Annotated in this window: 10 protein-coding genes and 1 pseudogene; 3 read left to right on the top strand and 8 right to left on the bottom strand. The window is 66.7% G+C overall.

The window, feature by feature from the left end; genetic code table 11:
• From sufC to AC04L7_RS08470, 3 genes and pseudogenes are all read right to left on the bottom strand, one after another.
• Positions 1-100: pseudogene (gene sufC, locus AC04L7_RS08480) on the bottom strand (Fe-S cluster assembly ATPase SufC); the annotation flags it as partial.
• A gap of 158 nt (positions 101-258) precedes the next feature.
• Positions 259-1,698, bottom strand: coding sequence for a Fe-S cluster assembly protein SufB (gene sufB / locus AC04L7_RS08475; RefSeq protein ID WP_299346178.1), 1,440 nt, complete (start codon positions 1,696-1,698; stop codon positions 259-261).
• Positions 1,699-1,713: 15 nt separating this feature from the next.
• Positions 1,714-2,175, bottom strand: coding sequence for an SUF system Fe-S cluster assembly regulator (locus tag AC04L7_RS08470; RefSeq protein WP_299346181.1), 462 nt, complete (start codon positions 2,173-2,175; stop codon positions 1,714-1,716).
• 205 nt (positions 2,176-2,380) lie between these two features.
• On the opposite strand from AC04L7_RS08470, the gene AC04L7_RS08465 reads away from it, so the two are divergent.
• Positions 2,381-2,584, top strand: a complete 204-nt coding sequence (locus AC04L7_RS08465; RefSeq protein WP_435999938.1) for a hypothetical protein — start codon at positions 2,381-2,383, stop codon at positions 2,582-2,584.
• A gap of 15 nt (positions 2,585-2,599) precedes the next feature.
• Here AC04L7_RS08465 and AC04L7_RS08460 read toward each other — a convergent pair whose 3' ends face one another.
• Positions 2,600-3,166, bottom strand: a complete 567-nt coding sequence (locus AC04L7_RS08460; RefSeq protein WP_299346187.1) for a c-type cytochrome — start codon at positions 3,164-3,166, stop codon at positions 2,600-2,602.
• 123 nt (positions 3,167-3,289) lie between these two features.
• Here AC04L7_RS08460 and AC04L7_RS08455 point away from each other — a divergent pair, with 123 nt between their 5' ends.
• Both AC04L7_RS08455 and AC04L7_RS08450 read left to right on the top strand, forming a co-directional pair.
• The gene (locus tag AC04L7_RS08455) at positions 3,290-3,763 is read left to right on the top strand and encodes an SET domain-containing protein (RefSeq protein ID WP_296278840.1); all 474 of its coding nucleotides are present in this window, start codon (positions 3,290-3,292) and stop codon (positions 3,761-3,763) included.
• Between the two features lie 113 nt (positions 3,764-3,876).
• The gene (locus tag AC04L7_RS08450; RefSeq protein ID WP_435999935.1) at positions 3,877-6,087 is read left to right on the top strand and encodes a DUF5916 domain-containing protein; all 2,211 of its coding nucleotides are present in this window, start codon (positions 3,877-3,879) and stop codon (positions 6,085-6,087) included.
• A 40-nt stretch (positions 6,088-6,127) separates the two neighbouring features.
• Here AC04L7_RS08450 and AC04L7_RS08445 read toward each other — a convergent pair whose 3' ends face one another.
• The 4 genes from AC04L7_RS08445 to AC04L7_RS08430 all read right to left on the bottom strand — a co-directional run.
• The gene (locus AC04L7_RS08445) at positions 6,128-6,685 is read right to left on the bottom strand and encodes a YceB family lipoprotein (protein ID WP_435999933.1); all 558 of its coding nucleotides are present in this window, start codon (positions 6,683-6,685) and stop codon (positions 6,128-6,130) included.
• 9 nt (positions 6,686-6,694) lie between these two features.
• Complete coding sequence (locus tag AC04L7_RS08440) at positions 6,695-7,264, bottom strand: DUF1439 domain-containing protein (protein WP_435999931.1); 570 nt, start codon at positions 7,262-7,264, stop codon at positions 6,695-6,697.
• Positions 7,265-7,317: 53 nt separating this feature from the next.
• A complete protein-coding gene (locus AC04L7_RS08435; RefSeq protein WP_435999929.1) occupies positions 7,318-7,617 on the bottom strand; it encodes a helix-hairpin-helix domain-containing protein in 300 nt (99 codons plus the stop codon).
• Between the two features lie 25 nt (positions 7,618-7,642).
• Positions 7,643-7,806, bottom strand: a 164-nt coding sequence (locus AC04L7_RS08430) for a DUF3861 family protein (protein ID WP_475512817.1), incomplete at its 5' end; no start/stop codon positions are given.

Here is a 7,806-nt window from a genome sequence, read left to right as displayed (position 1 = left end):
CCATGATGGCGTGCACTTCGCCCGGCTTCACCTCCAGCGAGAGGCCCTTGAGGATGTCCTTGCCGGCGACGCTGGCGTGGAGGTTATCGATCTTCAACATGGTGCGTTTCCAGTTTGATTGCTTGAGCCCCTCTCCCACCGGGAGAGGGGTTGGGGTGAGGGTTCGGCGAAGTCCGGATGGTCTGGACGTCATTGGCTCCGCCGCACCCTCATCCGGCGCTTCGCGCCACCTTCTCCCCGAGGGAGAAGGGGACTCTGCTACCCGACGCTGCCTTCCAGCGATACTTCCAGCAGCTTCTTGGCTTCCACCGCGAACTCCATCGGCAGCTCGCGGAAGACCTGCTTGCAGAAGCCGTCGACGATCATCGATACCGCGTCTTCCTGACTGATGCCACGGGCACGGCAGTAGAACATCTGGTCGTCGCTGATCTTGGAGGTGGTGGCCTCGTGCTCCAGCGTCGCGGTGGGGTTCTTCACTTCGATGTAGGGGAAGGTGTGCGCACCGCACTTCTTGCCGATCAGCAGGCTGTCGCACTGGGTGTAGTTGCGCGCGCCGTCGGCGTTGCGGTCCACTTTCACCAGGCCGCGGTAGGTGTTCTGGCCGCGGCCGGCGCTGATGCCCTTGCTGACGATCTTGGACTTGGTGCGCTTGCCCACGTGGATCATCTTGGTGCCGGTGTCGGCCTGCTGGCGGTGGTGGGTCAGCGCGACCGAGTGGAACTCGCCCACGGAGTCGTCGCCCAGCAGCACGCAGGACGGGTATTTCCAGGTGATCGCCGAACCGGTCTCCACCTGCGTCCACGTCACCTTGCTGCGGTCGCCCCGGCATTCGGCACGCTTGGTGACGAAGTTGTAGATGCCGCCACGGCCCTCCTCGTCGCCCGGGTACCAGTTCTGCACCGTCGAGTACTTGATCTCGGCGTCTTCCAGCGCGACCAGTTCCACCACGGCGGCGTGCAGCTGGTTCTCATCGCGCATCGGCGCGGTGCAGCCTTCCAGATAGGAGACGTAGGCCTTGTCTTCGCAGATGATCAGCGTGCGCTCGAACTGGCCCGTGTGGCCCGCGTTGATGCGGAAGTAGGTGCTCAGTTCCATCGGGCAGCGCACGCCCTTGGGGATGAACACGAAGCTGCCGTCGGAGAACACCGCCGAATTGAGCGCGGCGAAGTAGTTGTCGCCCACCGGCACCACGCTGCCCAGGTACTGCTTCACCAGTTCGGGATGTTCGTGGATGGCCTCGGACATCGAACAGAAGATCACACCCTTCTCGGCCAGTTCCTTGCGGAAGGTGGTGCCGACGGAGACCGAATCGAACACCGCGTCCACCGCCACGCCCGCCAGCTTCGCGCGCTCGTGCAGCGGCACGCCCAGCTTGTCGTAGGTGTCCAGCAGTTCCTGCGGCACCTCGTCCAGCGAGGCGTACTTCGCCTTCGGTGCGCTGTAGTAACTGATGGCCTGGAAATCGATCGGACCGATCTTCAGCTTGGCCCAATGCGGGGCCTGCATGGTCAGCCAGTGGCGGTAGGCGGCCAGGCGCCATTCGGTCATCCATTCCGGCTCGTTCTTCTTCGCCGACAGGGCGCGGACGACGTCCTCGTCCAGGCCGGGCGGCAACGAATCGGATTCGATGTCGGTGATGAAGCCGGCGTCGTAGCGACGTCCCAGCTGTTCCAGGATTTCAGCGTTCTCGGTGGCCATCGGGCTGCCTACGGTTCAGCGGGTCGCGACCTGCACGGCGATGGATCGCCTGCGCACGTCGTCGGAAGAAGAGGGGGGAGGCGCGACCATCTGCGCCAGGGTGAAGCCGCGCAGGGCGTCGGCCACCACGTCGTTGATCAGGCGCCAGTTCGCGCGCGCACCGCATTTCTGTGCGATGCCGCACTGGCTTTCGCTCTGGCTGCATTCGGTCATCGCGAGCGGGCCTTCCATGGCTTCCACAATTTCCACCAGGGTGATCTCGGCCGCGTCGCGGCTCAGGCGGTAGCCGCCGTGCACGCCCCGCAGACCTTCCACCAGGCCGGCCTGCGCAAGCGGCTTCAGCACCTTGCTGACGGTCGGGGTTTCCAGGCCGGAATGTTCGGCCAGGTCGGAGGCACTGAGCACCTGGCCCGGCCGGGCGGCGAGCACGGTCAGGACCACGGTGGCGTAGTCGGTCAGCTTGGTGACGCGGAGCATGGGGGAGGGAACTCGGAAAACGTACCGAAATTGTACGCTTTCAGGCCGGCCGGCTCAAACTCCGGGGTTCTGCCTGTTCAGGCGAGGCCGCTCCGGCTGACGAATGTCACCCGCGATGGTTGACGGCTGCGACTGATGCGGCGACCCGCATATCGGGAACATGGGCCCCGTCCACTCCCGGACAGTCCCTTCCAGGAACGCTTCGATGACCACCACCCACGCCTCTTCCGGTTCCGCCCCGTCCGCCCACGGACTGGACCAAGGCTTCCTCTGGCGCGTGCTGCTCGCCATCGGCGGCGTCTATCTGGCGGTGAAGCTGTTCCGCGGGCTGGGCCAGCTGTTCTGGACGGTGTTCGGCCTGGCGCTGGGCCTGGTCTGGATGTTCAACGGCCGCCTCTTCCCCTGGTGAGGCGGCCGCACGCCTTCAGTGGGCCGCAGGCGCGTCCGCTGGCGGGGTCGGCAACACCAGGCCGAGGTAGGGTGCCGGCGGGGTCTGTCCCGGCGGCAACGCCTCGGGCGCGGGCTGGCCGGCGGCACCGAGCGAATGCACGAAGCGGTAGATCGCGCGGCGGTCTTCCTCGGTCATCGCGCGCACGGCGAAGTCCGGCATCATCGGGCGGGTACGCAGGTTGGCGCTGTACTCGAGCCACTGCGCTTCGGTGAGCTGCTGCATGCGCAGCCGCAGGTTGCTCGGGTAGGTAGTGCCCCACGGCCCGTGGAAGCCCATCGGCGAACCCACCAGCCAGCCGGCCTTGTCGGTCGTGCCGCCGGATTCGGCGTAGCCCGGCGTGTGGCAGTCGTTGCAGCCGGTGGTTCGCACGAGATATTCGCCGCGGGCGAGCAGGTCGGCGGCGCTCGGCGCGGCCGACGGCAGTGGGGCCGTCGTCGGCGTTTCCGCAGGCTGGCAGGCGGACAGAGTGAGGCACAGGGCGGTGGTGAACAGGAGCGGGCTGGCGCGCATGGTGGTGGTCGCAATGAGGGGAACGGGCATCGAACGCGCGGCCCTGCGCAGACCGGCCACCCGCCGCAGCCGCAGCGTTCAGGCGAGGGAAAGTTGGGAAACGCCCTGCGCATGGGCGAGAATCCCCCTTCCTTCCTCCCGCCGGACCCCCGCATGCCCCGCAAGATCGAAGCCCGCCAATCCGACATCCACGGTAACGGCGTGTTCGCCATCGCGCCGATCGAGAAGGGCGAGCGCGTGGTGGAGTACAAGGGCAAGCGGCGGACCCATGAAGAAGTCGACGCCGACGACACCGGGGACGTCGACTCCGGCCACACCTTCCTGTTCACGCTCAACGACGACTACGTCATCGATGCCAACCACAAGGGCAACAAGGCGCGCTGGATCAACCACAGCTGCGACCCGAACTGCGAGGCCGTCATCGAAGAGCATGACGGCAAGAACCGCAAGAAGGACAAGGTCTTCATCGAAGCGATCCGCGCCATCAAGCCTGGCGAAGAGCTGACCTACAACTACGGCATCACCCTTGCCGAGCCGCACACCGCGCGCCTGAAGAAGATCTGGGCCTGCCGCTGCGGCAGCAAGAAATGCACGGGCACGATGCTGCAGCCCAAGAAAGGGCGCTGATCTCCACTTGGCACGGATGCCGCGGGAAGCCGAAAGGTTGAAATGACCGAAGGCAGGTGTGGCCCGTGTTTCCCGCCGCTAACGTGCGCGCACCGGACCACCACCCGCCTGCCATGACCCTGACCCGATTCGCCGGCCTGCTCGCGCTGGCCCTGCCGTGCAGCCTTGCCCATGCCGTCGAGATCGACGGCCGCATCGATCCTGCCGAATGGCAGGAAGCACGCCACGTCACCGACTTCCGCAAGACCCAGCCACTGACCGGCGAGCCGGGCTCGCTCGCGACGGAGGCATGGATCCTGGCCACGCCCGATGGTCTCGCCATTGCCTTCCGGGCCACGCATCCCTCCAGTGTTCCGCGCACGCGGCAGAAGGTGCAACGCGACTTCGACGAACAGGTCGACCGCGTGAACGCCTTCATCGATTTCGATGGCGATGGCCGGACGGGATATGCCTTTACCGTCAGCTCGACTGGCGGCATCGCCGACGAGATCATCACCAACGAGAACCAGTTCAGCGACGACTGGGACGGTCAGTGGCGCCACGCGGTGGCTGAAGACGAGCAGGGCTGGTCTGTGGAACTGCTGGTCCCTTGGCATACCGCGCCGATGCGCGACGGCACCGACGGCCAGCGCACGCTGAAAGTCTTCCTTGCCCGCGTGATCGGCGCGACCGGCGAGCGCATGGCCTGGCCGCAGGCGAGTTTCGAGCGGCCGCGCTTCCTGTCCGATTTCGCACCGGTCACGGTTGCCCGCTACGACCAGTCGCTGCTGGCGATCACGCCCTATGTCTCCGGCCTGTACGACAACGTCGGCGGGCGGGGCGACCTGAATGCCGGTGCCGATCTGTTCTGGAAACCGAATGGCCGCTTCCAGCTCACCGCGACGCTGAAGCCGGATTTCGGCCAGGTCGAAGCAGACGACCTGGTGGTCAACTTCAGCGCCACCGAAACCTTCATCAGCGACAAGCGCCCGTTCTTCACCGAGAACCAGGGCATTTTCGAACTGACCACGCCGTCGGACGACAGCCAGCAGCTCTATACGCGCCGCGTGGGCAGCACCGGCGACATCGTCGCGGCGGTGAAATTGAACGGCAGCCTGGGCCAGGCCAACTACGGGCTGTTCTCCGCCGACGAGGACGGCGCAACCGGACGCAGCTACCACGCGGTGCGGCTGGTACGCGACTTCGAGAGCCAGAACCTCGGCGCGATGCTGAGCCGCGTCGACGATCCTTCGCGCGATCGCGAGGCCACCGTGCTGGGCGTGGACCACAACTGGCGCCCAAGCGCGCGCTGGAACATCCGTACGCGCCTGCTGGGCAGCCGCATCGACCAGGCCGGCAGCGATACCGGCGATGTCGGTGCGACGGTATGGGCCGACTACGAAATGGACCACGGCTGGCGCCAGCAATGGATCGCCATGCACTTCGGCAACGATCTGCAGCTCAACGACTTCGGCTACCTGTCGCGCAACAGCACCAATTACCTGCATTGGGAAGTGCGCAAACGCTTCACCGACATGCCGGCGGACTCGCGTTACGCCTCCAAGGATTGGCGCTGGCGCGTCAGCAGCAGCCACAACAACCATGGCGACAAGCTCAATGACCAGTTCCGCATGAGCCGCGAGGGCCAGCTGCGCAACGGCAGCTACGAATATGCGCAGATCAACGTCAACAGCGCGGGACTGGCCGATACCGTGCTGCGCGGCAATGGCGTGATCCGGCTGCCGGCGAACTTCAACACCTACTTCGAGTACGAGCGGCCGCGCAAGGGCGACTGGGCGCACGAGACGGAGATGGAGATCGTCAGCGGTGGCCTGGCGGGCAACCGCAAGCTGGGCGGCGGCGTGGGTTATACCGGTACGTACTTCATCAACGACGCTTTCAGCCTCTACGGCGGCTTCTATGCGCTGTACACCCCCGACTGGCTGGTCTGGCAGCGCGAAGACCTGGTCGGCGGTTTCCGGCGCCGCCAGGTCAGCCTCGACGCGGGGCTGGACTGGGTGATGTCGGACCGCCACGAACTGCGCGTGAAGATGCAGGCGATCGCGCTGGATGCCCGCGTACGGGATGCGTGGCGCTTCGATGCGCTGGGCCATGCGCTGGCCGCGTCCGATACGGTGGACGACTTCAGCGTGCGCAACCTCGGGTTCCAGATCCGCTACCGCTACGAGCTGGCGCCGCTTTCGTACCTCTACGTGGTCTACGCGCGTGGTGGCTACGATCAGCGTACCGGAACCGACGACGTGGGCGGCCTGCTGCAGGACAGCCTGCGCTTGCGCGACGACGAGCAACTGGTGGTCAAGCTGAGTTACCGCTTCGAGATCTGAGCGCGCACCGCCCGACGGCGGTACGCAGCGTCTGTCGCGCTCAGCGAGTGACGGGCGGGGCCAGTTTCAGTTCCACGTGACCGTCTCGGATCCGCAGCGAGTCCGCATCCAGCGGGCCGGGTGCCTGGGCGAGATCCTCGGCGGTGAGGGTGTAGAGCGGCCGCGTGCGCGCGTACTCGCCGACCAGCTCCTGCAACGCCTCGCGCGAGCCGCCCGGCAGACCGCGGCCTGCCGCACCGGTACCGATGTGTTCGATGCGGGGATCGACCAGGTGCAGGCCCCGGGTGTCGGGGTCGTACCGCAGTCCGCTGCTGACCACCACGTTGCCGTTCTCGAGCCGGTCGCCATTGGCCAGGCCGACGTCATAGTCCATCTGCAACTGCAGGCGCTCACCCGGGACGGGAATGCGCACTTGCGGATCGGTCAGGGTCAGGGAGGCGAAACCTTCGAGCAGTGCGTGCTCCACAGGAAAGCCGGCGCGGGCGGCCGCCTGCAGCTGGGTGGCGTCGAAGCGGAGCGTGCCGGCGTTGTCCGCCCCGGCCAGAGAGGGCAGCGCGACTGCGCAGAGCAGGGCGATACGGGGGATCAGGGTCTTCATCGTGCTGCCTCACTGCAGGTGGATGACCACGCGGCCATCCTCGATCAGGGCGCTGCCGATGCGCTTGCTGGCGGGCAGGCGCTGCAGGATGTCGTTGTCGATGCGGTAGACCGGCTCGCTGCGCGCGTATTCGGCCAGCACGGTGTTGACCAGTTGGCGCGTACCGCCGGACATCAGCGAACCCGACCCCGGCACGTCGACCGACAGGATCTCGGGATTGTCCAGGTGCAGCCCGCGCGTCGCTGGGTCATAGCGCAGTCGGCTGGCGAGCGCGAAGTGGCCACGGCTGACATCGCGAGCGCCGAGCGCACTGACGCCGATGTCGAAGTCCAGCCGGAGGCGGTCATCGCCCGACGGAATGCTCAGGCGCGGATTGGTCAGCGTGGCCGAGACCAGTCCCCCCAGCTTGTCGAACTCGCGCGGGAAGCTCTGGTTGAGGTAGCGCTGCAGCTGCGGCTGGGTGAAGTTGATCTGGTTGCCGAACAGGCCAGTGACTGCATCCAGGGTTTCGCAGCCCGAGAGGGCGAGCGTGGCGGTGGCGGCGAAGGCGGCGACCAGGAAGCGGCGGCGGGTGCGCATGGAAAGCTCCGTGACGGGTCGCCGCACCTTAGCCGTAACCGCCTGTCCGACGGCTAACCGGCGAGTGCAGGGTCGTTGCGGAATCGCTGTTTGCGCTCCGCGGTGTAGTGCCACCAGGGTAGAGGACCACTGCCTTCCATGAAGCGCACCGCCGCGATGAAGCAGTCGCACAGGCAGGGATCATGGCGCTGGCCCGTCGCCTCGTTCACCCGCTGGTAGAGCGCGTACGGATCCTGGCCGACCAGGTCGCCGGGGCCGAGGATGCCGATGCCGCGCAGGTCGCCCGCGATGGACGGCCCGATGTTCGGGAGGTCCTCGAGCCGGTGGGCGTCGTCGGCGCTGCGGGCTTTCATCGCTATGGACTGCCGCAGGGGAAGGTCAGCTGCCGTCCCGGCTGCGCGTCTTCAGCGCGGCGATGAACGTGCCGATGTGTGGACGCAGGGGGGCGAACAGGTCGTCGGCATCCCTGCGGTGGTCGAGCATCAGTCCGCTGAGCAGCTTCGTGCCGACGACCAGTGCGGCGCGCTCGTCGCCACTGAGGC

Source organism: Pseudoxanthomonas sp. LjRoot204_2 (genome assembly GCF_056175765.1).
The sequence above is the reverse complement of the archived record's forward strand: the minus strand, read 5'-3'. Positions and strand labels throughout refer to the sequence as shown.

Bases quoted from the DNA above. Each gene is read 5' to 3' on its own strand.
- AC04L7_RS08445 (WP_435999933.1), bottom strand. From the start codon at position 6,685: ATGAAGACCCTGATCCCCCGTATCGCCCTGCTCTGCGCAGTCGCGCTG.
- AC04L7_RS08450 (WP_435999935.1), top strand. From the start codon at position 3,877: ATGACCCTGACCCGATTCGCCGGCCTGCTCGCGCTGGCCCTGCCGTGC.
- AC04L7_RS08435 (WP_435999929.1), bottom strand. From the start codon at position 7,617: ATGAAAGCCCGCAGCGCCGACGACGCCCACCGGCTCGAGGACCTCCCG.
- AC04L7_RS08460 (WP_299346187.1), bottom strand. From the start codon at position 3,166: ATGCCCGTTCCCCTCATTGCGACCACCACCATGCGCGCCAGCCCGCTC.
- AC04L7_RS08470 (WP_299346181.1), bottom strand. From the start codon at position 2,175: ATGCTCCGCGTCACCAAGCTGACCGACTACGCCACCGTGGTCCTGACC.
- AC04L7_RS08465 (WP_435999938.1), top strand. From the start codon at position 2,381: ATGACCACCACCCACGCCTCTTCCGGTTCCGCCCCGTCCGCCCACGGA.
- AC04L7_RS08455 (WP_296278840.1), top strand. From the start codon at position 3,290: ATGCCCCGCAAGATCGAAGCCCGCCAATCCGACATCCACGGTAACGGC.
- AC04L7_RS08440 (WP_435999931.1), bottom strand. From the start codon at position 7,264: ATGCGCACCCGCCGCCGCTTCCTGGTCGCCGCCTTCGCCGCCACCGCC.
- sufB (WP_299346178.1), bottom strand. From the start codon at position 1,698: ATGGCCACCGAGAACGCTGAAATCCTGGAACAGCTGGGACGTCGCTAC.